Consider the following 23,385-nt stretch of genomic DNA (forward strand, 5'->3'; position numbering starts at 1 on the left):
CGAGAGCGTTCGTGGGTGCTTTAAGCGTGAACTTTGAAGCTGTCGGCGTATTTCTTTGGGTCAGAGCCGTCCCACACCACACCGTCCATCAGTTTGCTGCTGCGCATCGCGCTCTTGGGCACGGGTGTGTTGCTGGCGGCTGCCGCTTGTTTGAAGATGTCGATTTGGTTGATCTCTTTGGCAACCTTCAAATAGTCCGGGTGGTCTTTGAGCAAACCCCAACGCTTGTGCTGTGTGAGGAACCACATGCCGTCCGACAGGTAAGGGAAGTTGGCCGTGCCGTCGTTGAAGAACTTCATGTGGTTGGGGTCGTCCCAGGTTTTGCCCAAACCGTTTTGGTAGCGGCCCAAGATGCGTTGGTTGATCACGTCCACGCTGGTGTTGACATACGACTTGTCGGCGATGGTTTCGGCCATCTTCATTTTGTTTTGCAAGCCTGCGTCAATCCACTTGCCCGCTTCCAAAATCGCGGCGGTCACGGCGCGTGCGGTGTTGGGATATTTCTTCACGAAGTCGCCGGTGGTGCCCAACACTTTTTCGGGGTGGTCACGCCAGATGTCTTGCGTGGTGGCTGCGGTGATGCCAATGCCATCGGCAATCGCGCGGTGGCCCCAAGGCTCGCCCACGCAGTAGCCGTCCATGTTGCCCACGCGCATGTTGGCCACCATTTGGGGCGGCGGCACGGTGATGACCTTGGCATCTTTGAGTGGGTTCACGCCCACGCTGGCCAACCAGTAATACAGCCACATGGCGTGTGTGCCGGTGGGGAAGGTTTGGGCGAAGGTGTATTCGCGTTTGTCGGTGGCCATCAACTTGGCGAGGCTGGCTGCATCGACCGCGCCTTTGTCGGCGAGCTTTTTGGACAGCGTGATGGCTTGGCCGTTTTGGTTCAAATTCATCAACACAGCCATGTCTTTTTTAGGACCGGCGGTACCCATGTGCACGCCATAAATCAAGCCGTACAAGGCGTGGGCAAAGTCGAGCTCGCCGTTGACCAACTTGTCGCGCACACCCGCCCAGCTGGACTCTTTGGACGGGATGATCTTGACGCCGTACTTTTTGTCGATGCCCAGCACGGAGGCCATCACCACGCTGGCGCAATCGGTGAGGGGAATGAAGCCAATGCGCACTTCTTCTTTTTCAGGCTTGTCTGAACCTTGGGCATACACCGCGGCACGCAAAGCGGGGGCGATGGTGAGAGCGCCTGCGGTGGCGGCTTGCAAGACATTGCGGCGGCTCATGGGGGTCTCCAAAAGTTTCGTCATGACATCACTCCTAAATAAAAAACTGGGGCAGAAACGACAAAGGCGTCCTCACCGCACGCACCTGGGGTGCATGGGTGGGGACGCCTTTGTCCTTGAACCGTCATTGGTTCTTGCCGTGAACTGTTTGCAATAGCTGTGCCAGCTGTTGAGGGTTCTCCTGTATGAAAAAACGCCCCATGGCGGGGCGTTTGCATCAAAGCGCACCAAGAAGGCGCACCAAACTAGGACAAGAGGTCTGCCATGTCCAAGGTGCGTTGCGCCACCTCGGCCATCTTTAGGCCTTTGTCCATTGCAATTTTGCGCAGCTTGGTGAAGGCGTCTTTCTCGCTCAAACCTTGGCGTTCCATCAGCAGCGCTTTGGCGCGGTCGACCACGGTGCGTTCTTGCAGCGCATGGCGCGCATCGTCGCGCTCATCGCGCAAGCGTTCTTCATATTCAAAGCGGGCCATGGCCACATCGAGGATGGGGCGAATGCGTGTGCTCGATAGCCCGTCGACGATGTAGGCCGACACGCCCACCGCCACAGCGTCGCGCACATGGGTGGTGTCGTTGTCGTCGGTGAACAGCACGATGGGGCGGCGCTCGTCACGGGTGGCGAACACCACGTGTTCTAAGGCATCGCGTGCTTCAGATTCAGCGTCCACGATGATGAGATCGGGTTGCAACTGGTGGATGCGGTCTGACAAGAACACATCGGCAGGCAGCGTGGCAATCAGGTTAAAGCCGCTTTCTAGCAAACCAATTCGCAAGGCGCGAGAACGCTTGGCCTGAGAGACGGCGTGGTCGTCACCCATGTCTTGCACATCCAAGTCTGGGGCGACCACGACGATCTTCAAGGCTTCGTGTTTTTTATTTTTTTGAGACTTGCTTTTCATGAAGGTTCATCGTGTGGACCTTCATGGTGAGCAAGTATTGGGCCAAACGGCCGCTTGTTTACCAGCTGCCGATGTTGGGCATGTCCACCCACGGCGCAAGTGGTGCCAAGGCTTCACCTTTTTGCAACAGCTCCACCGAGATGTCATCGGGCGAACGCACAAACGCCATGCGGCCATCGCGGGGCGGACGCAGAATCGTCACGCCATGCGCTTGCAACTTTTCGCAGGTGGCGTAAATGTTGTCGACGGCATAAGCCAAGTGACCAAAGTTGCGACCACCGGTGTAGACCTCGGGGTCCCAGTTGTAGGTGAGCTCCACTTGTGCGTCTTCATCGCCAGGCGCAGCAAGGTAGACCAGGGTGAAGCGACCTTGCGGGTACTCGTTGGTGCGCAGCACTGTCAGGCCCAGCGCATCACGGTAAAAGTGCAGCGACGCTTCTAGGTCGGTCACGCGCACCATGGTGTGTAGGTATTTCATGGTGGGCCTTTCTTTAGAGGGTGGGGTAGTCGGTGTAGCCAACGGGGCCGGGTGTGTAGAAGGTGTTGGGGTTGGGCTCGTTCAAAGCCGCATTCAACTTCAAACGCGCCACCAAGTCGGGGTTAGAGATGAACAAGCGGCCAAACGCGATGGCATCTGCCTTGCCAGATTCAATCGTGTCGATGGCCATTTGGCGGTCGTAACCGTTGTTGGCGATGTAGGTGCCTTTGAAGGCTTGGCGCGCCCATGTGTAGTCAAAGCCAGGTACGTCACGTGGGCCACCGGTGGCACCTTCGATGAAGTGAATGAACGCGATGCCGCGCTTGTTGAGTTCTTCCACCAAATAGCCAAACACGGCTTGTGGGTTGCTGTCAGCCAAGTCGTTGAAGGGCGTGAGGGGCGACAAACGAATGCCCACACGGCCCGCGCCGATTTCGGCCACACAGGCATCCACCACTTCGAGCGCGAAGCGGCAGCGGTTTTCAATCGAGCCACCGTACGCGTCAGTGCGTTGGTTGGCGCCGTCACGGATGAACTGGTCGACCAAATAACCGTTGGCACCGTGAATCTCCACGCCATCAAAACCCGCGCGAATGGCGTTGGCGGCGGCTTGGCGGAATTGCTGCACCACGTCTTTCACTTCGGCGGTGGTCAACGCGTGTGGCACGGGCACATCGACTTTGCCGTTGGGTGTGTAGGCCACCACCTTGGGCTGAATGGCCGAAGGCGCCACGGGCTGTACGCCACCCGTCAGGTCTGGGTGGGTGATGCGGCCCACGTGCCAAATTTGCGCAATGATTTTGGAGCCTGCGTCATGCACGGCTTGGGTGATGGGCTTCCAGCCATCGACTTGGGCATCTGAATAAATGCCGGGAGTGGCCATGTAGCCTTTGCCCACGGGCGAAATCTGTGTGCCTTCGCTGATGATGAGGCCTGCGCCACTGCGTTGGCGGTAATAGTCCACATTCATGGCGCTGCCGGGGATGTCGCCGTCATCTGCGCGGCTGCGCGTGAGGGGCGCCATGACGATGCGGTTGGCTACGTCGATGTCGCCGATGCGTGTGGGTTGGAAAAGCTGAGATGTCGTCATGTGTAATTTCTAAAAATCGTGAAATAGTAAAAAAGTTCAGTGGGGGGTTCTCACTGCCGTGCATTTTTTTATATGGGGCGTATTGTTCTTTTTTCAAGCGACTTGTTTCGTGGTTCCGCTAATATGCCCAGACCAATAGAGGGACATTCGATGAAACAGCTGTGGTGTGCTTGGATGATGGTGTGCACTTGCGCAGGCGCTGCGGCTGCCGATGACTACAAAATCAAAGTCGATGTGACGCAACAGGGCAATGTGTTTCTGACCCAAGCCAGTTTTTATTTACCCTTGAGCGGTTGCCAGTCGTACCGCTACCTCACGGACTATGACGCTGCCACCAATATCCCCGGTGTGGTGGCCTCAACGACCACGCGTCTTGAGGCCCGTAAGGCACGTGTAGAACGTTTGCTACAAGAGCGCATTTTGTTTTTCCCCATCAAGATGCGCATGGTGTTGGAAGTCACCGAGCTGCCTAACATTGGCACAGACTTTGTGCAAATCAGTGGCGAGGCCAAGTCGTACAAAGGCGCATGGCGCTTAGAGCAAGACGGCAATGGCACGCGGTTCAAGTACCGCACCGAATCTGAGCCAGATTCGATTCTCCCCATCGCGGTGATTGAGTATTTCATCAAGAACCGCTTGAACAGCAGTTTTGAAGCGATGGCCAAGGCTGGGGCTGAGCGCCTGAAACAGCCTTGCTGAGAATGTTTGGCCGTGTCAGTTCTGCGAATGCAACCAACCCAAGCCATCGTGCGTGCCATTGGCCACAGCACCTCGGGCAGGACGGTATTCGCAACCGATCCAACCTTCCCAACCGCAAGCGGCGGACACTTCGTCGATGACCTCAAAAAGGTAAGGGTGGTTCAACTCACCTAAATCGGGTTCATGGCGCATGGGCACGCCTGCAATTTGGAAATGGCCCACACGGCCAGTTGGCAGGTATTGGCGAATCTTGCTCGCCAAGTCGCCCTCCATGATTTGGCAGTGGTACAGGTCCATCTGCACTTTGACGTTGGACGCGCCGATGTGTTGAACAATCTCGTGCGCCTGCGCTTGGTAGTTCAAGAAGAAGCCAGGAATGTCACGGGTGTTGATGGGTTCAATCAACACATCACGGCTAGATTTTTTGGCTTCAGCGGCGGCCCACGCGATGTTCTGAATGTAGGTTTTTTCTAGCGCGGCAGCGTCTGCACCATTCGGCTTCAAGCCAGCCATGACGTGGATGCGTGGGCAATTCAACACATCGGCGTAGGTCAGCGCTTTGAGAAAGCCCGTTTGAAATTCGTTTTCGCGCCCGGGCAAGCAGGCCAAGCCGCGTTCGCCTGCATCCCAATCGCCGGGAGGTGCATTGAAGAGCACTTGTTGCAAACCGTTGTCGCTCAAGCGTTGCTTCAAGTCATGGGCATCGAAGGCGTAAGGGAACAAATATTCAACAGCCTGAAAGCCGTCTTTGGCAGCTGCAGCAAAGCGGTCTAAAAATGCATGCTCGTTGTAGAGCATGCTGAGGTTGGCGGCGAAGCGTGGCATAGGTGTATCTTGAAAATGAAGGGTTACCAGAGCGCGCCAAAGCGCTCACGGAGTTCGTGAATTTGGGCCTCGCTCAGTGCGCTGGCTTGGCGCTCTGACATGAGCCAGAGTTTGGCTGTCTCTTCGAGTTCTTCGAGGACGGCACTGGCCTCGGCAGGCGTTTGGTGCCACACCACAGGGCCAAGGCGTTCGAGCATGACGCCGCGAAGGGGCATGTGCTGTGTGTTGCTTTTGGCAATGAGGGATGCAACCTCTGCGGCCACCTCTGGTGCGCCGGGGAGTTGGTACGGCACCAAGGGGATGTGCCCCACTTTCATCACGTAGTAAGGCGTGATCGGTGGGACGATGTCTGAGGTGCGCCACACGCCTTGCAGAGTGAGGCTGACCAAATGCGTGGCATGGGTGTGAATGACGCAATGGGCTTGCGACGACGCATCGTAGATGCTGCGATGCAGGGCCAAAGTTTTCGAGGCGCGTGCGCCGCTGAGTTGTTCACCCTCAGCGCTGACGTGCGCCAATTCACTGGCAACCAAGTTGCCGAGGCAAGCATCGGTGGGTGTGATTAAAAAACTACCGTCTGGCAGCTTGACGCTGATGTTGCCAGCGCTGGCATGCACATAACCACGTGCATACAGCGAAGCGCCGACGCGGCAGATTTCTTGGCGAATTTCAAGTTCAGTCATGGGCGTGTCACTTCAACAGCGAAAACGATTTTTCAAAAAAATCATGCGTGCCGAAGTTTCCAGATTTCAAAGTGACATGAACTGTATCGCCGTGGCAGACCTTGGATGTCACGGAGGTCCATGGCACGCCGGGATCAATTTGAGGGCCAATGACCATGCGTTCGACGTCGAGGGCTTGCACCACGGCACCAGAGGTTTCGCCGCCCGCTACCACGAGTTGACGCACGCCGGCTTGTACCAAACCTTTGGCGATGTTCGAGAGGGTGTGCTCCACCAGTTCACCGGCTTGGGCCACACCCAATTGGTTTTGAATGGCTTTGACGGCTGCAGGTTCTGCGGTGGCGTAAATCAACACGGGGCCGTCTTTGAGTTGAGGTGCGGCCCAGCTCAGGGCTTGTTGCACCACGTCTGTGCCTGAGGCCACAGCCAAAGGGTCCACGGCAAATGCGGGCTTGCCCGCTTGGCGCCAGTGCAGCACTTGGGCATTGGTGGCGACCGAGCAGCTGCCAGACACCACGGCTTGGTAGCCTGTGGCGGCAGGCAGTGTGTCTGCCGCTGCGTTGGCGGCTAAAACGCCACGCGCTTTCCAGTTTTGAGGCAGGCCAATGGCCACGCCCGAGCCCGCGGTGACGAGGGGCATGTCGGCCAAGGCTTGGCCCATGTGCATCAAATCTTGGTTGCTGATGGCGTCCACCACGGCCACGCCAACACCTTCGGCTTGCAAGGCTTGAAAGCGAGCCCGAATGGCGTCAGGTCCGGCAGAGACGCACGATTGCTCAACCAAACCCACCTTGCGTTGGGTTTGTGATTGCATGACGCGTACCAAGTTGGCATCCGTCATGGGGGTGAGCGGGTGGTTGCGCATGCCGCTGTCTGACAGCAGCACATCGCCCACAAACAAGTGGCCTTTGAAAATGGTGCGGTTGTTTTCAGGGAAGGCGGGGCAGACGATGGTGAAGCCTTTGCCCGGGCCATCCATGGCGTCCATCAGGGCTTCGGTGACGGGGCCGATGTTGCCCTGCGGGGTGGAGTCAAAGGTCGAGCAGTATTTGAAATAAATCTGTTCCACGCCTTGCGCTTTCAACCACGCATGGGCTTGGAGCGATTGGGCGATGGCGTCTTGGGCTGGAATAGTGCGTGACTTGAGCGCCACCACGATGGCGTCTGCGTCAATGGGCTGATTGTCCGTGGGCACGCCAATGGTTTGCACGGTGCGCATACCTGCGCGAACCAAGTTGTTGGCCAGGTCAGTTGCTCCCGTAAAGTCGTCGGCAATGCAGCCCAGCAAAGGCTTTGTCAAATGTTGAGTCATGTGTGTTTAAAACTTCAGCGCACAGGTGATGGCGTGTGGGTGGCGCGCGGCATACGATTGAATGAGGCTTTTGACCGAGCTGTCTGCCACAAGACCAAGGCGCTTGGCGCGGTCGTTGTCAAACTGGCTGGGCCAGCCACTGACGATGGCTTGTACTTTGGCGTCCACTTTCCAATCGAGCAAAGCAGCGCATGCATCGCCTGCAATTTCTTTCAACGCTTGCGCCATCTCGCCCACCGTGGTGGTGAGTGCGGGCAGGTTCACGGCCGTGGGGGCGCCCCATGTCGCTGTGGGCGCGGTGAGGGCGCACATCAAGCCTTGCATGGTTTTGTCCGTCGATGCAAGGGCCACACGGGTGTCAGCAGGCACGGGGACGGTGCATGCTTGGCCTGCCAAGGGTTCGCGGAACATGCCGCTCAAAAAGCTAGAGGCCGCACCGTTGGGTTTGCCCGGGCGAACCGACACGGTCATCAATCGCACGTTGCGTCCGTGAATCAAGCCTTTGCGTGAAAAGTCGGCGACCAGCTGTTCGACCATGAACTTTTGAATGCCGTAGCTGCTTTGTGGTGTGGGCTGGTACGTGTCGGAAATGCTGCTGGGCAGTTGTTGACCCGCCGACGCACCAAACACCGCCACCGAGCTGGCAAACACAAACACGGGTTGCTTGGCTTGGTGACGCGCGGCTTGCAGCAAGTTCAAAGAGGTTTGCAAGTTGCTTTGCAAGCCCAAATCCAAATTGGCTTCGCATTCGCCGCTGACCGCCGCTGCCAAATGCACCACGGCATCGACACCGTCGAGCTTGAGGGTTTGTGTGTGGAGCAAGTCACTCAAATCGCCCACCACTGCGCGCACGCGCGTGTCTTGCTGCAAGTCAGCCGGTGGTGCGACGAGGTCGGTCAGCACCAATTCGGTGACAGGGCCTGAACCTTTGCCTTCGAGGTGAATGGCCGGCTGCTGCAACAGTTCGCGCGCGAGGCTCGCGCCCAGAAAGCCGCTGCCGCCTGTGATGAGGATGCGCATTGCTTGACCTTTGACTCAGTGGGCTTGTGGCAACTCAATGCCAGGGAAGATTTTGATGACAGCCGAGTCGTCTTCACGGCCATGTCCTGCCGTGGAGGCTTGCATGAACATTTGGTGAGCGGTGGCTGACAAGGGCAGTGGAAATTTGGTGGCACGCGCGGTGTCAAGCACGAGCCCCAAATCTTTCACAAAAATGTCCACGGCTGACAGCGGGGTGTAGTCGCCCTTGAGCACGTGGGCCATGCGGTTTTCAAACATCCAGCTGTTGCCCGCGCTGTTGGTGATGACTTCATACAAAGCGTCTGCCGCCACACCTTCGCGAAGACCTAAGGCCATGGCTTCGGCGGCTGCGGCAATGTGTACACCGGCCAACAACTGGTTGATGATTTTGACTTTGCTGCCATAGCCCGCGCGGTCACCAAGTTTGTACACATGGGCGGCCATGCTCTCGAGTGCGTTGCCCGCTTTGGTGTACGCGGCAGCTTGACCTGAGGTCATCATGGTCATTTGGCCAGAGGCCGCTTTGGCAGCCCCTCCCGAAATGGGGGCGTCTAAATACAAGAGGCCCATGTCGTTGAGGCGCTTTTCCAATGCCACGGACCAATTGGGGTCCACGGTGGAGCACATGATGAACAAGCTGCCCGCTTTCATGTGCGCAGCAGCGCCGTTGGCACCAAACAAGACTTGCTCGGTTTGGTCCGCGTTGACCACAACGCTGACGATGATGTCTGCGGCTTGCGCAAGCGCTGCGGGGGTCTTGTGGGCTGTGCCGCCTTCTTGTGCAAAGGCTTCGGCCGCTTCGTAACGCACGTCGCACACACTGACGTGGTGGCCAGCACGGCGCAGCGAGTTGGCCATGCCTTTGCCCATGGCACCTAGGCCAATCACGCCAATCGACAGTGTGGTTTGGTTTTGAGTTGTCATAACGTCTGTTCAGTGTTTATTGAAAACCGAAGGCATGTGGTGCCCACGTGCTCAAAGCGGGGATGAAAGTCAGCATGACCAAAATGATGGCGTGCGCAATCAAGAACGGTTTGAGCTCTCGCGTGAGCGCATCCAAAGGTACTTTGGCCACGTTGGAGGTGACGAACAACAGGCCACCCACAGGCGGCGTGATCATGCCCAGCGTCAAGTTGAAGATGACCACCATGGCAAAGTGAATCGGGTCAATGCCCAGCTTGGCAGCCACGGGTGCCAAGATTGGCACCAACACCATCACGCCTGGCAGTGGCTCGATGAAGATGCCAAAGATCAGCAAGAAGATGTTCACGGCAATCAAGAACGTGAAGGCCGACATGTCTTGTCCGCCCATCCATTCGGCCAGTTTGATGGGCAAGCCGTCGATGGTCAAAATCCAGGCAAAGGCGTTGGACGTGCCGATGATGATGAGCACCGAAGCCGTCATGAGGGCGGAGCGCGACAAGATGTCAGGCACCGCTTTCCATTCCAGCGTGCGGTAAATCCATTTGCCACACACCAAGGCGTAGAACACCGCCACGACAGAGGCTTCGGTGGGTGTGAACCAACCTGCGCGCATGCCGCCCAAAATGATCACGGGCAACATGAGTGCAGGAATGGCTTTCCAAGTGACCAGCATTTTTTCGGCAAAGGTTTCGTTGCCCGGGATGCCTTTGTAGTTGCGCTGTTTAGAGATGTACCAGTTGACCGCGGCCATGCCGCCGGCAATCAAAATGCCGGGGATAAAACCTGCGATGAACAGCGCCCCCACAGAGACACGTTCATCTTGCAGCGCATAGATGATCATGATGATGGAGGGCGGAATGATGGGGCCAACGATGGCCGTTGCTGCAGTCAGTGCTGCGGCGTATGAACGGTCGTAACCGGCTTTGTCCATCATGCGAATCATCATGGAGCCAGGGCCTGCAGCATCTGCCAAGGCTGAGCCAGAAATGCCTGAGAAGAAGGTGAGTGACGCCACGTTGGTGTAGCCCAAGCCGCCGCGTTTGTGGCCCACAAACTGCGCCGCAAACTTCAGCAACACTTCTGTGAGTGAACCACCACTCATCAGCTCCGCCGCCAAGATGAAGAACGGCACAGCCATCAATGGGAAGCTGTCCACACCTTCGTAGGTTTGCTTGAGCAACACAAAGAGTGGGAAGTCCGCGCCAAACACCAAGGCGGTGAGTGTGGAAAAGCCGAGCGCAAACGCAACGGGTAAGCCAATTGCCAAATAGAAGCAACAGCTGAGTAAAAGAATTAGGCTGAGACTCATAGGGATGCGCTGGCGTTAGCGTCGAAATGTGAATCGGAAGCGAAGGTGCGGGTGAGCACATAGTCGCGAACAATGATGAGCCAATGTGCAAGCAGCAAAGCGCCGCCTACGGGCATGGATGCATACACCCATGACATGGAAACTTGTGTGGTCGGTGTCATTTGGTACTGAACACGGTCCACATAGATGAGGCCATACCAAATGATGAAGATGAAAAAGCCAGTGAGCATCACGGCAATCAAGACGCGAATGGCGCGTGCCCAAGCGATGGGCAAACTGTCTTGTAGGTTTTCGACGGCAATGTGGCCGCCGTAGCGCAACACGGGGCCGGCGCCCACGAAAGTGAGCCACACCATCATGTAGCGAGCCACTTCTTCGGCCCATTCGATGGATTGGTTGGTGGCGTAGCGCAAGACCACGTTAGAGAAGATGATGATGGCCATGGCAGCAAGCAAAGCGATCAACACGCTTCGGTTGGCGATCATTAAATATTTTTCGAAAAATTTCATGGTGTGTCCCATGCTCAACGAGCCAGCAAGCTGGCTCGTTGAAAGGTGAAGAAAACCCGATTACTTCACAGCTTGGATTGCTGCGAGCTTGTCTGCGCCAAATTCTTTGGCGTAGTTGGCGTAAGGGCCTTTGAGTGCATCGCTGAAGCTGGTGCTGTTGACCTTTTTCACCACTTGCATGCCTTCACGTTCGAGTTGGGCAATGCCATTGGCTTCGTCGTCATTGACTTTCTTACGTGTGGCGGCCACGCTCTTGGTCGCTGCGTCCATGAATGCCTTTTTGTCGGCATCGCTGAGCTTGTTCATGATGCGTGGCGAGGTGATGATGAGCGCAGGTGAGTACACATGGCCTGTGAGTGACAAGTGCTTTTGTACTTGTGAAAACTTGGAAGCCAAGATGACTGGGATGGGGTTTTCTTGACCATCCACAACGCCTTGTTGCAAGGCACCAAACACTTCAGGAAATGCCATGGGGGTGGGTTGGATGCCGAATGAGCGATAGCCTTCCATGTGCACCTTGTTTTCCATGGTACGCATCTTCAAGCCGCTGGCGTCCGAAGCACTGACGATGGGACGCTTGTTGTTGGTCATGTGACGGAAGCCGTTTTCGCTCCAAGCCAAAGCCACCAAGCCGTGGTTGCTGAACTTGGCCAACATGTCTTGACCAATTTTTCCGTCCAGCACTTTGCGCGCGTGGTCGTAGTCACGGAACAAAAAGGGCACGTCCACGATTTTCATTTCAGGAACGAAGTTGCCGACGGGCCCTGTGGAGGTGATGACTAGGTCTTGTGTGCCGATTTGTACAGCTTCAATTTCTTCGCGTTCACCACCCAAAGCGCTGGCAGGGTAGACCTGGCACTTGTAGCGGCCTTGGGTATTTTTGTCGAGCGTGTCGCAAAACACATTGGCGCCCACATCGTAGTGAGAGCCTTTGGCCAGCACGTGACCCATTTTCAAAACGGTTTGGGCTTGTGTGGGAAATGCGGCAAATGCGGCAGTGGCGGCGAGTGCTGCCACCCATTTTTTGCTGAGAAAAGTCTTTGACATCGTGTCTCCTGATTGTTAAGAGCAGCAACCTGAATAGCAATCATGCTGTCAGGTTGTATGACAAATTATCTTGAACTAATCAGGTACTCAGTCTAGGGGGTAACCCGTGATGCAGGGTTTAGATTTTGGGTTTTGTCAGCTCGGTTCGCAGGGGCTTGGCCAGCGCGAGTCCTTGGGATGTCCAAAAGACGGGGTCAGCGTTGCCAATGCGTTTGGCCGCATTGAGCATGTGCTTGGTTCCTGCTTGGCGGGCGGCTTTGACGTCGCCAGCTTCAATGGCTTGCACGATGGCCTGGTGCTCGTCTCGCACCGCATCTTCTAAGTCTGCGCGCGTGGCTTCGTTGGCGCGGGTGACGCGCGTGGCGTTTTCTAAAAATTGATTGAGGTAAGACAGGGTGTCTAAGAGAAAAGGGTTGTTCGCCGCTTGCGCAATGGCGGCATGAAAGGCCACATCCTCGCTCACGCCATCACCGCCGCTTGCCACGGCTTTGTCGAGCGCGCGCATGGCTTGTTTGATTTTTTGCAGTGACTTGGTGGTTCGGCGTTCGGCGGCGAGGGCCGCCGATTCAGCTTCGAGGGCACGTCTGACTTCGACGACTTTCAAGACCGCATCGACCGAGCCATCTGGGATGAGTTTGAGTTTTCCGGTGTCTGGCGTTGGAAGCGCTTTCACAAAAGCGCCTGAGCCTTGTCGCGTTTCAATGAGCCCCAATGTTTTGAGCCGCGAAAACGCTTCACGTACCACGGTTCGGCTAACCCCATGCTTTTGCACCAATGCGTTTTCGGTGGGAAGTTTTTCAGCCGTCTTGAGTTTTCCTTCTCGAATGCTTGTTTCCAAGGTCTGGGCTAGCTTTTCAGACAGCGAGGCACCTAATTGAATGCGGGGCATGGTGAAAAATGTTGCTGGTGTGGCAGAGGGTTGCTTGTTAATAAATCATATGCGACAAATGAATCATGCAGAGATGTCAGGTGTTGATTGATCTAGCGCATAGCCACGAGCTGCTGCAAAGCAGTAAATTCAAGACGTACCAACATTTGAAAGAGTGAACGCCGAATGACGATGCAGTTTTTAAAATTTCGACATGCAATGACCGTTGTTTTCTTTGTCATCAGCGCATCTTCCGCTCCTGCCGCGAGTGCCAGTGCCGCTTTGGCGCTTGAACACGGTTGCTTCAGTTGTCATGGCGAACCGTCGCGCGGTGGCTCTCCAACATTTGCCCAGTTGTCACGGCATCTTGCGAAATACAAAGGGCAAACTGGTGCAGCTGCACGCAAGGGCGAGAAGCTGAAAACGGATGATGAGAGCCAAGACATCACACCGCACCGCATGTTGAGTTCAGAAAAAGCCACGCTGTTGTTGCAGTGGTTGATTGACGGTGTAGCGCCTTGAGCACGGCACCATCACCGCAGCTTGCAGGCCTTACATCTGAGCAGGCGGCGCAGCAGTTGGCCCGCGACGGCGCCAATGCGCTGGATGCTGCACAGCGCCGAACCGTGTGGGGCAGGCTGTGGGCCCTGTTGCGAGAGCCCATGTTTGCCTTGCTGGTGTTGGCCGCTTCACTGTATTTGGTGTTGGGCGATTTGACCGAAGGCCTCACACTGTTTGTGTTTGTGTTGGCGGTGCTGGCTTTGACTTTTTACCAAGAGGGCAAGTCAGAGGCCGCCATTGATGCGTTGCGGCAATTGAGCCAGCCTTTCGCGCAAGTCATGCGTGATGGCCAGCGCATCAACGTGCCTTCGCGTGATGTGGTGGTGGGGGACATGTTGTTCATCTCCGAGGGGGACCGCATTGCCGCTGACGCTTGGGTCTTGCAGTCCGATCAATTGCAAGTGGATGAGTCCTTGTTGACAGGCGAGTCATTGGCCGTGACCAAAGTGGGGGCAGCTTTCGATGAGGCCTTGGTGCATAGCCAGCAGCCGGGGGGCGATGAATTGGCGGCTGTGTTTGGCGGCACCTTTGTGGTTCGTGGTCAAGGGGTGGTGCGTGTCACGGCCACGGGCATGCGTGGTCAGATGGGGCGCATTGGTGCGTCATTGAACCAAATCGAAACCGCGCTGACGCCATTGCAAAAACAAACCGCTCAGTTGGTGAAGGTGTTGGCGTGGATCACATTTGGCTTGTGTGTGCTGATGATTCTCACCTTAGGGCTGCGCAATGGGGCATGGTTGCCTGCGCTGTTGTCGGGCATTGCGTTGGCCATGGCGATCTTGCCCGAAGAGTACCCGGTGGTGATGGCCATCTTTCCTGCTTTGGGCGCACATCGCCTCGCGCAGGAGGGGGTGCTGACGCGACACATCAACGCGATTGAAACCTTGGGCGCCACCACGGTGTTGTGCACAGACAAAACGGGCACCTTGACTGAAAACCGTATGAAGGTGGCAGCCTTGGCGGTGGGGGATGCGTCTGCGCCACGTCTGTTCAACATCAATGGCGAATCGCTGCCAGACGATTTTCATGGCTTGGTCGAACACGCCATCTTGGCGAGTGCGCCTGAGCCGTTTGACCCGATGGAAGTTGCTTTTCATGCGCTGGGCCAAACGTGGCTCCACGAGGAACATTTACATCCCGATTGGGATTTGGTGCAAACCTATGCCTTGAGTCCCGCTTTGCGTGCCATGTCACATGTATGGCGTGCCAGTGAAGATGCCGCGCACATTGTGTCTGCCAAGGGCGCACCAGAGGCGGTGATGGATTTGTGTCATTTGTCGCCCGCGTTGCAAGCGCAATGGGGTGAGGTGGTGCATGCGATGGCCTCTGAGGGCTTGCGCGTGTTGGCTGTGGCGCAGGGGCGGTTTGTCGGTGACGCATGGCCTAGCTCTGCGCATGGGTTTGATTTTGAGTGGCTAGGACTGATTGGTTTGAGCGATCCCTTGCGCCCTGAGATTGCGCAAGCCATTGCCGATTGCCATTCGGCCAGCATCAAAGTCATCATGATCACCGGTGACTACCCGCAAACGGCACGTGTCATTGCCAACCAAGCAGGCTTGCAGGGCGGCGAGACTTTGACGGGCGACACCATTGACGCCATGTCCGACGAGGCGCTGAGTGCGCACCTCAAAACAGTCAGCGTGTGTGCCCGCATTTCGCCGCATCAAAAGCTGCGCATCGTCCAAGCGCTCAAGCGCCGTGGCGAGGTGGTGGCGATGACGGGCGATGGCGTGAACGATGCACCTGCATTGCGCGCAGCCCATGTGGGCATCGCCATGGGCGCGCGGGGGACCGATGTGGCACGCGAAGCCTCGTCGCTGGTGTTGGTGGATGACAACTTTGCCTCCATCGTCAAAGGCATACGCTTGGGGCGTCGCATTTTTGGCAACCTCCAAAAATCAATGGCCTATATCTTTGCCATTCACATTCCTATTGCAGGTTTGGCGCTGGTGCCCATGTTGTTTGCCCTGCCACCTTTGTTGATGCCTTTGCATATCGCGCTGTTGGAGCTGGTGGTGGACCCCTCGTGTTCCATCGCCTTTGAAAACGAACCCGCCGAGGCTGATGTGATGCAGCGTCCGCCGCGTGACACCTTGGCGCCTATTTTTGGATTTCAGCAAATGCTGGCCTCTTTCTTTCAGGGGGCGTGTGTGTTGGTCGCGACAGGGGCTGCCTATTGGGTCTCTTTGGATTTTTCTGCTGAAGCGCAGCGCGCGATGGTGCTCGTCACCTTGGTGGCAGCCAACGCCATGCTGATTTTTTTGAACCGTGCGCGCAATTGGGTTGCTGTCTGGGTGATGGTGGGGGCGCTGACCTTGGTCTTGTTCGGCATTTACGTGCCGTGGCTTGCCGCACCGCTTAATTTGGCGCTGCTTGATCTCTCGCAACTGGCGACAGCTTTAGGTTTGGGTATCGCAAGTGTCTTGGCAGCGTGGTTTTGCTTGGGTTTGCTTAGGTATGATGGGCCATTCAAAGGAGCAGAGCATGGCTGATATCAATCCAACCAACAACAACCTCGTGATCGGCGAGGGCGTCACTTTCAAAGGCTCTATCTCTGCGCCTGGCAAAGCCGTGATCAATGGCAACGTCACAGGCGAGCTGACAGCCGACGATTTGTTGATTGGCACCAAAGGTCAAGTGACTGGCACTGTGCGTGCCCGTGAAATTGATGTGCATGGCGAACTCAACGAAGACATCGTCTGCAAAGAACACCTGTTGATTCACAGCACAGGCAAAGTGTCAGGGACCTTGGAGTATCACGAGTTGGAAATCCAACGCGGCGGTAAGTTCAAAGGCAATATGAACCAGAAATGAATCGGTTCGCCAATCGGCGCGAAGCCTTTTGGCAGGGCATCCGCGATGCCTTGGGCGCGCCAGTTTTAGTTTTATTCGCAGGCATGGTTGGTTTCGGAGCCATGGGCCATTCCCACGGCTTCGATGCTTGGATGACTGGCCTCACCAGTTTGCTGATGTTTGCGTTGCCCGGTCAGGTGGTGATGCTGGAGATGTTCATCTCGGGCTCCTCGTTGCTAGCCATTGGCTTTGCCGTCACGCTGACCTCGACCCGTTTTGTCACCATGGTGGTGACGCTTTTCCCCCAGCTCCACCGACGCGACCGCAACCCGCTGCTCTATCTGTGGGTGCACATGCTGGCCATGACCGCATGGGCAGTGTCGATGCGCGAGTTTCCCCGCATGTCTCCACAGCACCGCTTGAATTACTTCATCGGTTTGGCTTTGCCTTGCTGGTTGATTGCACCGTTGGGCACCGTGTTGGGTTATTTCGTGGCGGGCTGGGTGCCAGCTGCCGTTACTTTGGGCTTGGTGTTCATCAACCCCTTGTTTTTTTTGCTCACCTTCACCGATGTGAAACCTTGGGCTAACCGCCTGGCCATTGGCTTGGGCTGCCTGTTTGGCCCCGCGTTTTATGTGCTGGACGCTGACAGCAGTTTGCTTTTGACAGGTTTGGTGGCAGGCTCTTTGGCTTATGTCATTGACCGCCGATGGTTACGCCCACGTCCCACGGAGGTGCAAGCATGAATGCCGATATGCAAGGCTGGGGCGTTTGGCTAGCACTCAGTGCGGCCTGCGTGGGCACCTACGTTTGCCGTGCTGCGGGTGTCAAACTGTCGGGTCACATCCATCAAGACAGCGAAGTGTTTCGCTGGCTCTCCACGGTGACCTATGCCATGGTGGCGGCACTGACGGTTCGCATGATTTTGATGCCGCTTGGCTTGTTGGCCACGGTCCCTGTGTTGTTGCGCGTGGTGATCTGTGCGCTCAGCCTTGCGGTCATGGTTTCTAGCCCGCAACGTCGCTTGGTGCCTGCATTGCTGACGGGGACGTTGTTGATGCTGGCTTACGGTGTATTTCGCGCAACCCCATAGCCGCTGAGGCCCAACCCTAAGGCATCATGAATATTCTGATCTCCAACGACGACGGCTTTCAAGCCCCGGGCATTGTGGCTTTGTACGAGGCGCTCAAAGACTTGGGCCGCGTCGAAGTGGTCGCGCCCGAGCACAACAACAGCGCCAAGTCCAACGCGCTCACCTTGCATTCACCGCTGTATGTGAGCCAAGCGAGCAATGGCTTTCGCTACGTGAACGGCACACCTGCCGATTGTGTGCACATCGCACTCACGGGCTTGTTGGACTACAAACCTGACCTCGTGGTGTCTGGCATCAACAACGGCGCCAATATGGGCGATGACACGATTTACTCGGGCACGGTCGGTGCGGCGATGGAAGGCTATTTGTTTGGCATTCCCGCCATTGCCTTTTCGCAAGTCGAAAAAGGCTGGGGCCACATTGATGCAGCGGCGGCCAAAGCCCGTGAGCTGGTGCAACAAATGATGGCGCAACCTCAAGTGGCGGGCTCGCCTTGGTTGTTGAATGTGAACATTCCCAACCAGCCCGTTGCACACATCAAACCCTTGCGTGTCACGCGTTTGGGACGACGCCATTCGGCAGAGCGTGTCATCACGCAAACCAGCCCACGCGGCGAAACCATGTATTGGATTGGCAGCGCTGGCGCTGCCAAAGACGACAGCGATGGCACCGACTTTCATGCCACGTTTGAAGGCCACATGTCTGTCACGCCGTTGCACGTGGACTTGACGGAACATGCCAGCTTGCCAGCGTGGACCAAGCGTTTGAGCGGAGCGCACGCATGAAGCAACGCCCCAGTTTTCCGGCGCGTTTAGATTCAGGCAAACCGCAAGCCGCGCCCAAAACTTTGCTGGGTGCCACGCGTGTGGTGACGCCACAGTCGCCCGCCCGTGCCAAACCTGTGGGCATGGCCAGCCCCACGGGCGTGGGTTTGGACTCGTCGGCGATTCGCGCGCGCATGGTGAAAAAACTGGCAGAGCAGGGCATTGACGATGCGGTAGTGCTCGAAGCCATGGGCCGCGTGGAGCGGCATCGTTTTGTGGACAGTGCTTTGGTCAACCAAGCCTACGAAGACACGAGTTTACCGATTGGCCTGGGTCAAACCATTTCCAAGCCCAACGTGGTGGCCCGCATGATTGCCTTGTTGCGCGAAGCGCCGGGTTTGCAAGGTGCACAGCTGATGGGCCGCGTCTTAGAGATCGGCACAGGCTGCGGCTACCAAGCGGCGGTGCTGGCTTGTGTGGCGCGTGAGGTCTACAGCATTGAGCGCTTGCGTGGCCTGCATGACAAAGCGCGTGAGAACCTACGTCCCATGCGTTTGCCCAACGTCCACATGATTTTTGGTGACGGCATGCTGGGCTACGCGCAAGGCGCGCCCTACAGCGCCATCATTTCTGCAGCGGGCGGTGAGAACGTGCCGCAAGCTTGGATGGATCAGCTCGCCATGGGGGGGCGCTTGGTCGCGCCGACGCAAACCCAAAGCGGTCAACAAGCTTTGGTTGTGATCGACAAAACGCCTCAAGGCTTTCAACAAATGCTTCTCGAACCCGTGAACTTTGTACCTCTAAAATCAGGCATTGCTTGAATACAGGGAATTCAGAATGTTTCGTGCCGGAATGTGGGGTCTTGCTGCCCTCGTGGCAGCTTTAGCGCTGTCGGGTTGCTCTAACAAAGGCCGTCTCGCCCCCGTGGATGACCACTCGATTGGCGGTGTACGTGGAGCCACGCGTGTGTTGCCGGGTGCTGAAAACGCTGGCAAGCCCGGTTACTACACCGTCAAGCCCGGTGACACTTTGATTCGCATTGGCATGGACAACGGCCAAAGCTGGCGCGACATCCTCCGTTGGAATAAGCTGGACAACCCCAACTTGATCGAAACAGGTCAAGTGTTACGAGTGGCCCCGCCAGCGCCTGACGTGGCTGTGGCACGTCCTGCCATATCGCCTGCCGCCGCGCCAGCGTCTGCCCCTGTTGCATCGGCGCCAGCACCGTTGCCAGTGCCTTCGGCTGCAGAGGATGCGATCAGCTTTCAATGGCCCGCACGCGGCAACCTCATTTCTGGTTTTGACGAGTCTAAAAACAAAGGCTTGGACATTGGTGGCAAAGTGGGCGACCCCGTGTTGGCCGCCGCAGATGGCCGTGTGGTGTACGCCGGCGCAGGTTTACGCGGCTACGGCAACCTCATCATCTTGAAACACAACAACACGTATTTGACGGCTTACGCGCACAACCAAACTTTGTTGGTCAAAGAAGACCAAGCCATCAAACGTGGCCAAAAAATTGCCGAGATGGGCAACAGCGACGCCGACCAAGTGAAACTGCATTTTGAAATTCGCCGTCAAGGCAAGCCGGTTGATCCTGCTAAGTATTTGCAGGGCAACTGATGACCGAGATCACGACAGAAAAACAATGGCCGGATAACGCGCTCACCATCGAATCCATGGACATGGACGCGCAAGGCGTGGGCCACCGCGCCGATGGCAAAGTGGTGTTTGTCGATGGGGCCTTGCCGTTTGAGGTGGTGCGCGCCAATGTGCATCGCAAAAAAGACAACTGGGAAAAAGCCTCATTGCTGGAAGTGCTGCACGAATCGTCGCAGCGCGTCACACCAGGCTGCCCCCACTTTGGCTTGCACGCAGGCGCATGCGGCGGCTGCAAGATGCAGCACTTGGATGCGGCTGCACAAATCGCGGTCAAGCAGCGCGCCTTAGAAGACAACCTGTGGCATCTCGGCAAGGTCAAGGCCGAAACTATTCTTCGTCCCATCCAAGGCCCTGCATGGGGCTACCGTTACCGCGCCCGTTTGTCGGTGCGCTATGTGGTGAAAAAGGGCGAAGTGCTGGTGGGCTTTCACGAGCGCAAGAGCCGCTATGTGGCCGACATGCGCCAATGTCCCATCTTGCCGCCGCATGTCAACGCCATGCTCATGCCGCTGCGCAAGCTCATCGGCAGCATGGAAGCGCGCGAGACTTTGCCGCAAATCGAATTGGCCTGTGGCGATCACGTGACCGCGATGGTGCTGCGTCACATGGAGCCGTTGAGCGCACATGACATGGATGCTTTGCGCGCTTTTGCTGTTCAACACAACGTGCAATGGTGGCTGCAATCCAAAGGCCCAGACACGGTGTGTTTGATGGACGGCGCCTTGGGTGAGTCACTCTCTTACGCCTTGCCTGAGTTTGGCATCACCATGCCGTTCAAGCCTACCGACTTCACGCAGGTCAATCCGCACATCAACCGTGTGCTGGTCACGCGTGCCCTGCGTTTGCTGGATGTGAAGCCGACCGAGCGTGTGATTGACTGGTTCTGCGGTTTGGGTAACTTCACGCTGCCATTGGCCACACTCGCCCGCGAGGTGTTGGGCATTGAGGGCAGCGAGGCTTTGGTGGCCCGTTCGGGCGAGAACTATGTGTTCAACCAAGCCAACCGCGACAAGCCTTTGGCACCTACCCGCTTTGTGGCGCGTAACTTGTTTGAAATGACGCCTGAGTTGTTGTGCCAAGACGGTTCGGCAGATAAGTGGTTGGTCGACCCCCCTCGTGAGGGGGCGTTCTCGTTGGTGCAGGTCTTGGCTGAACTGCATCAGCAGCCCGAGCTTCGCCAGGGCTGGACACCTCCGAAGCGCATTGTGTATGTGAGCTGCAACCCTGCGACCTTGGCGCGCGACGCGGGCGTGTTGGTCAATTCAGCAGGCTATCGCATGTCGTTTGCTGGCGCGGTGAATATGTTCCCGCACACGGCGCACGTCGAGAGCATGGCTGTGTTCGATTTGATCTAAAAAGCAGAGCTCAAAAAACTGCAGATGTAAAAAAGGGACCGTGAGGTCCCTTTTTTGTTGGCGCTTCAAACGCTTATTCGCGTTCGCCACCAAAGATGCCGAGCAAGGACAACAAGCTTTGGAACACGTTGATGATGTCCAAGTACAAGGTCAGCGTGGCGCTGATGTAGTTGGTTTCGCCGCCGTCCATCACTTGTTTCAAGTCATACAGCATGAAGGCGCTGAAGATGGCCATGGACAACATGGAAATCACCATCATGCCTGCCGATGAACCGACGAACACGTTGATGATGCTGCCCACCATCAAAACGACAGCACCCACCATGAGCCATTTGCCCATGCCAGATAAGTCGCGCTTGATGACGGTGGCCAAACTGGCCATCACAAAAAACACGCCTGCGGTGCCTGCGAACGCAGTCATCACCAGTTCCGAACCATTTTTAAAGCCCAACACCATGGCGATCATGCGCGAGAGCATGAGGCCCATGAAAAAGGTGAAGCCCAGCAGCACGTACACGCCGGTGGCGCTTTCTTTGGTGCGCTCAATGGCGTAGATGAAGCCAAAGGCGCCAGCCACCATCAAAATCATGCCCATCACGCCAGAGATGGCGTAGCTGATGCCGGTGGCCACGCCAACCCAAGCGCCCAACACGGTGGGCAACATGCTCAGTGCAAGCAGCCAATAGGTGTTGCGTACCACGCGGTTGCGTTCTTGCGCCGGCAAGACGTAGTAGTCAACGGTTTGAATGTGTTCATTCATGTTTAGCTCTCCAGATAAAACCTGATCATTCAGATGAGGCGCATTCTAGAGGTTTCAAGTGTGGTGACTCTATCGCTTACTTTTATTGAGGTTTCTTTTGCGTTTGAGTGGGGCAGTGGGGTGTTCAGAGTCGGTATGCTTGGGGTTTTACTACTCTTCACATTTGCACCTCATGAAAACCAAACACTTTCTCGAATCTGCCGACGTCAAAGCCATTGCCGCAGCCGCTGAAGCGGAAGCTTTGAAAAACAACTGGCCCGTGACCATCGCCATCGTGGATGACGGCGGCCACTTGTTGAATCTGCAGCGTTTGGATGGTGCCGCGCCTATTTCTTCGCACATCGCCCCAGCCAAAGCCCACACAGCAGCGTTGGGTCGTCGCGAAAGCAAGATTTACGAAGACGTCATCAACGGCGGCCGTACTTCTTTTTTGAGCGCGCCTGAAATCAAAGGCATGCTCGAAGGTGGTGTTCCCATCATGAAAGATGGCCAGTGCATTGGCGCTGTGGGCGTGAGCGGCGTCAAATCCAACGAAGACGCGCAAATTGCCAAGGCAGGCATTGCGGCTATCGGTCTGTAAATCGGAGCGCTCTCAAAGAAAAGCCCCGCAGTTTTAGAAGCTGCGGGGCTTTTTTGTGGGCGTTTGAAATTTAGTAAATCAAACGCTCAGGGTTGATTTCTTGAAGGATGGTGGTGGCAATTTCTTCAATGCTCTTGTGGGTGGTGGACAACCAGCGAATGCCCGCACGGCGCATCATGGCCTCTGCTTCGGCCACTTCGTGGCGGCAGTTGGCCAAGCTGGCATATTTGGAGTCAGGGCGGCGTTCGTTGCGAATTTCGCTCAGGCGCTCGGGTTGAATGGTCAGTCCAAAGATTTTCTTTTTGTGTGGCATCAGGGCAGGGGGCAACTGGCGGCGCTCAAAGTCTTCGGGAATAAGCGGGTAGTTGGAGGCTTTCAATCCGTGTTGCATGGCCAAATACAAGCTGGTGGGGGTTTTGCCGCTGCGGCTCACGCCCACCAAGATCACGTCAGACAACTCCAAATCGCGGTTGAGCTGACCATCGTCATGCGCCAAACTGAAGTTGATGGCCTCGATGCGATCCCGGTACTCCTGGCTCTTGCTCGCATCAGAGAAACGTCCCACACGGTGGTTTGACTTGATGCCCAGTTCTTTTTCGAGTGGGTTCACAAAGATGCTAAACATGTCCATCAGCATGGTTTTTTCTTTGCAGCCTTCCAAGATGACGCTCAACACCTCCATGTTCACCAGTGTGGTGAACACAATCGGCTTACGGCCTTCGATTTCGCCCGTGTGAAGGATTTGACGCACGGCTTGGTGCGCTTTGTCTACCGAGTCCACAAACGGAATCCGGATGTGGCGAAACTTCACCTCGAACTGCGCCAAGATGGCGTTACCAAAGGTTTCTGCGGTGATGCCGGTGCCGTCAGACACAAAGAAAACGCTGGGATTGGGCATGAAAAACTTTCAAAGTGG

Annotated in this window: 26 protein-coding genes; 11 read left to right on the top strand and 15 right to left on the bottom strand. The window is 56.4% G+C overall.

Features of this window, described 5'->3' with window-relative positions:
* Positions 1 to 20: 20 nt before the first annotated feature.
* The 4 genes from B9Z44_RS11925 to B9Z44_RS11940 all read right to left on the bottom strand — a co-directional run bounded on the left by B9Z44_RS11925 (position 21) and on the right by B9Z44_RS11940 (position 3,708).
* Entirely contained in the window at positions 21 to 1,265 is a 1,245-nt protein-coding gene (locus tag B9Z44_RS11925; protein ID WP_108402536.1) for a CmpA/NrtA family ABC transporter substrate-binding protein, read from the bottom strand.
* Between the two features lie 221 nt (positions 1,266 to 1,486).
* Entirely contained in the window at positions 1,487 to 2,140 is a 654-nt protein-coding gene (locus B9Z44_RS11930) for an ANTAR domain-containing response regulator (protein ID WP_108402537.1), read from the bottom strand.
* Between the two features lie 58 nt (positions 2,141 to 2,198).
* Entirely contained in the window at positions 2,199 to 2,618 is a 420-nt protein-coding gene (locus B9Z44_RS11935; protein ID WP_108358996.1) for a VOC family protein, read from the bottom strand.
* Between the two features lie 13 nt (positions 2,619 to 2,631).
* On the bottom strand, positions 2,632 to 3,708 hold the full coding sequence (locus B9Z44_RS11940) for an alkene reductase (RefSeq protein ID WP_108402538.1): 1,077 nt from the start codon (positions 3,706 to 3,708) through the stop codon (positions 2,632 to 2,634).
* 150 nt (positions 3,709 to 3,858) lie between these two features.
* Between B9Z44_RS11940 and B9Z44_RS11945 the strand changes: the two genes are divergently transcribed.
* Entirely contained in the window at positions 3,859 to 4,407 is a 549-nt protein-coding gene (locus tag B9Z44_RS11945; RefSeq protein WP_170108500.1) for an SRPBCC family protein, read from the top strand.
* A gap of 15 nt (positions 4,408 to 4,422) precedes the next feature.
* On the opposite strand, the gene otnI is transcribed toward B9Z44_RS11945, so the two are convergent.
* The 9 genes from otnI to B9Z44_RS11990 all read right to left on the bottom strand — a co-directional run bounded on the left by otnI (position 4,423) and on the right by B9Z44_RS11990 (position 12,925).
* Complete coding sequence (otnI, locus tag B9Z44_RS11950) at positions 4,423 to 5,232, bottom strand: 2-oxo-tetronate isomerase (RefSeq protein ID WP_108402540.1); 810 nt, start codon at positions 5,230 to 5,232, stop codon at positions 4,423 to 4,425.
* A gap of 23 nt (positions 5,233 to 5,255) precedes the next feature.
* Positions 5,256 to 5,915 carry a class II aldolase/adducin family protein gene (locus tag B9Z44_RS11955; protein ID WP_108402541.1) on the bottom strand — a complete coding sequence of 220 codons (660 nt, stop codon included), beginning with the start codon at positions 5,913 to 5,915 and terminating at the stop codon, positions 5,256 to 5,258.
* Positions 5,916 to 5,922: 7 nt separating this feature from the next.
* Entirely contained in the window at positions 5,923 to 7,227 is a 1,305-nt protein-coding gene (otnK, locus tag B9Z44_RS11960) for a 3-oxo-tetronate kinase (RefSeq protein ID WP_108358991.1), read from the bottom strand.
* Between the two features lie 6 nt (positions 7,228 to 7,233).
* Complete coding sequence (gene denD / locus B9Z44_RS11965) at positions 7,234 to 8,247, bottom strand: D-erythronate dehydrogenase (protein WP_108358990.1); 1,014 nt, start codon at positions 8,245 to 8,247, stop codon at positions 7,234 to 7,236.
* A gap of 15 nt (positions 8,248 to 8,262) precedes the next feature.
* The gene (ltnD, locus tag B9Z44_RS11970) at positions 8,263 to 9,171 is read right to left on the bottom strand and encodes an L-threonate dehydrogenase (RefSeq protein WP_108358989.1); all 909 of its coding nucleotides are present in this window, start codon (positions 9,169 to 9,171) and stop codon (positions 8,263 to 8,265) included.
* Positions 9,172 to 9,187: 16 nt separating this feature from the next.
* On the bottom strand, positions 9,188 to 10,480 hold the full coding sequence (locus B9Z44_RS11975) for a TRAP transporter large permease (protein WP_108358988.1): 1,293 nt from the start codon (positions 10,478 to 10,480) through the stop codon (positions 9,188 to 9,190).
* Entirely contained in the window at positions 10,477 to 10,989 is a 513-nt protein-coding gene (locus B9Z44_RS11980; RefSeq protein WP_108359328.1) for a TRAP transporter small permease, read from the bottom strand. The genes B9Z44_RS11975 and B9Z44_RS11980 overlap by 4 nt, the downstream gene beginning before the upstream one ends.
* 60 nt (positions 10,990 to 11,049) lie before the next feature.
* A complete protein-coding gene (locus B9Z44_RS11985; protein ID WP_108358987.1) occupies positions 11,050 to 12,036 on the bottom strand; it encodes a TRAP transporter substrate-binding protein in 987 nt (328 codons plus the stop codon).
* A 118-nt stretch (positions 12,037 to 12,154) separates the two neighbouring features.
* Positions 12,155 to 12,925, bottom strand: a complete 771-nt coding sequence (locus B9Z44_RS11990) for a FadR/GntR family transcriptional regulator (RefSeq protein WP_108402542.1) — start codon at positions 12,923 to 12,925, stop codon at positions 12,155 to 12,157.
* A 198-nt stretch (positions 12,926 to 13,123) separates the two neighbouring features.
* On the opposite strand from B9Z44_RS11990, the gene B9Z44_RS11995 reads away from it, so the two are divergent.
* The 9 genes from B9Z44_RS11995 to rlmD are packed head-to-tail and all read left to right on the top strand — an operon-like array spanning position 13,124 to position 21,129.
* Positions 13,124 to 13,426, top strand: coding sequence for a hypothetical protein (locus tag B9Z44_RS11995; RefSeq protein WP_108402543.1), 303 nt, complete (start codon positions 13,124 to 13,126; stop codon positions 13,424 to 13,426).
* Complete coding sequence (locus tag B9Z44_RS12000) at positions 13,423 to 15,957, top strand: cation-translocating P-type ATPase (RefSeq protein ID WP_108358985.1); 2,535 nt, start codon at positions 13,423 to 13,425, stop codon at positions 15,955 to 15,957. Before B9Z44_RS11995 ends, B9Z44_RS12000 begins: the two co-directional genes overlap by 4 nt.
* The gene (locus tag B9Z44_RS12005) at positions 15,950 to 16,279 is read left to right on the top strand and encodes a bactofilin family protein (RefSeq protein ID WP_158268547.1); all 330 of its coding nucleotides are present in this window, start codon (positions 15,950 to 15,952) and stop codon (positions 16,277 to 16,279) included. The genes B9Z44_RS12000 and B9Z44_RS12005 overlap by 8 nt, the downstream gene beginning before the upstream one ends.
* Complete coding sequence (locus B9Z44_RS12010; protein ID WP_108358983.1) at positions 16,276 to 17,004, top strand: AzlC family ABC transporter permease; 729 nt, start codon at positions 16,276 to 16,278, stop codon at positions 17,002 to 17,004. The genes B9Z44_RS12005 and B9Z44_RS12010 overlap by 4 nt, the downstream gene beginning before the upstream one ends.
* Entirely contained in the window at positions 17,001 to 17,351 is a 351-nt protein-coding gene (locus B9Z44_RS12015) for an AzlD domain-containing protein (protein WP_108358982.1), read from the top strand. Before B9Z44_RS12010 ends, B9Z44_RS12015 begins: the two co-directional genes overlap by 4 nt.
* A gap of 26 nt (positions 17,352 to 17,377) precedes the next feature.
* Entirely contained in the window at positions 17,378 to 18,136 is a 759-nt protein-coding gene (surE, locus tag B9Z44_RS12020; RefSeq protein WP_108358981.1) for a 5'/3'-nucleotidase SurE, read from the top strand.
* On the top strand, positions 18,133 to 18,936 hold the full coding sequence (locus B9Z44_RS12025) for a protein-L-isoaspartate(D-aspartate) O-methyltransferase (RefSeq protein ID WP_108402544.1): 804 nt from the start codon (positions 18,133 to 18,135) through the stop codon (positions 18,934 to 18,936). Before surE ends, B9Z44_RS12025 begins: the two co-directional genes overlap by 4 nt.
* A gap of 16 nt (positions 18,937 to 18,952) precedes the next feature.
* Positions 18,953 to 19,735 carry a peptidoglycan DD-metalloendopeptidase family protein gene (locus B9Z44_RS12030; protein WP_108402545.1) on the top strand — a complete coding sequence of 261 codons (783 nt, stop codon included), beginning with the start codon at positions 18,953 to 18,955 and terminating at the stop codon, positions 19,733 to 19,735.
* Positions 19,735 to 21,129 (top strand): 23S rRNA (uracil(1939)-C(5))-methyltransferase RlmD, encoded by a 1,395-nt coding sequence (gene rlmD, locus B9Z44_RS12035; RefSeq protein ID WP_108402546.1) that lies wholly within the window; start codon positions 19,735 to 19,737, stop codon positions 21,127 to 21,129. Before B9Z44_RS12030 ends, rlmD begins: the two co-directional genes overlap by 1 nt.
* Before the next feature lie 73 nt (positions 21,130 to 21,202).
* Here the strand turns inward: rlmD and B9Z44_RS12040 are convergent, their stop codons facing one another.
* Entirely contained in the window at positions 21,203 to 21,889 is a 687-nt protein-coding gene (locus tag B9Z44_RS12040; protein WP_108358977.1) for a Bax inhibitor-1/YccA family protein, read from the bottom strand.
* 172 nt (positions 21,890 to 22,061) lie between these two features.
* Between B9Z44_RS12040 and B9Z44_RS12045 the strand changes: the two genes are divergently transcribed.
* A complete protein-coding gene (locus B9Z44_RS12045) occupies positions 22,062 to 22,469 on the top strand; it encodes a GlcG/HbpS family heme-binding protein (protein WP_108358976.1) in 408 nt (135 codons plus the stop codon).
* 70 nt (positions 22,470 to 22,539) lie between these two features.
* Here B9Z44_RS12045 and ppsR read toward each other — a convergent pair whose 3' ends face one another.
* Positions 22,540 to 23,367: a posphoenolpyruvate synthetase regulatory kinase/phosphorylase PpsR gene (ppsR, locus tag B9Z44_RS12050; protein WP_108358975.1), complete on the bottom strand. Its 828-nt coding sequence runs from the start codon at positions 23,365 to 23,367 to the stop codon at positions 22,540 to 22,542.
* Positions 23,368 to 23,385: the final 18 nt, after the last annotated feature.

Origin of the sequence: Limnohabitans curvus, assembly GCF_003063475.1 — a bacterium.
Lineage (GTDB): Bacteria > Pseudomonadota > Gammaproteobacteria > Burkholderiales > Burkholderiaceae_C > Limnohabitans > Limnohabitans curvus.